The sequence below is a fragment of the Methylobacterium frigidaeris genome, assembly GCF_022179185.1.
Taxonomy (GTDB): Bacteria; Pseudomonadota; Alphaproteobacteria; order Rhizobiales; family Beijerinckiaceae; genus Methylobacterium; species Methylobacterium frigidaeris.
Genome location: NZ_BPQJ01000246.1, coordinates 1 through 259, shown reverse-complemented (window position 1 = coordinate 259; position 259 = coordinate 1). Strand labels below are relative to the sequence as shown.

The following is a 259-nucleotide window of genomic DNA, read 5'->3' as shown; positions in this document are numbered from 1 at the left end:
GCCGAAGTACTCCTTGTAAAGCTTTCCGTCTTTTTCGATCGTTTGGCCTGGCGATTCTTCGTGTCCGGCAAATAGTGAACCGATCATGACCATCGTTGCGCCGAATCGGATTGATTTTGCGATGTCGCCATGGGTGCGGATGCCGCCATCCGCGATAATGGGTTTGCTGGCAGCCTTGGCACACCAGCGCAGCGCCGCTAATTGCCAGCCGCCTGTGCCGAAGCCGGTTTTGATTTTCGTAATACATACTTTTCCCGGT

General features: G+C 54.1%; 1 protein-coding gene. It reads right to left on the bottom strand.

The features are described from left to right. The coding region (locus MFF64_RS39120; protein WP_238194033.1) for an IMP dehydrogenase at positions 1–259 on the bottom strand (259 nt) is incomplete at both ends.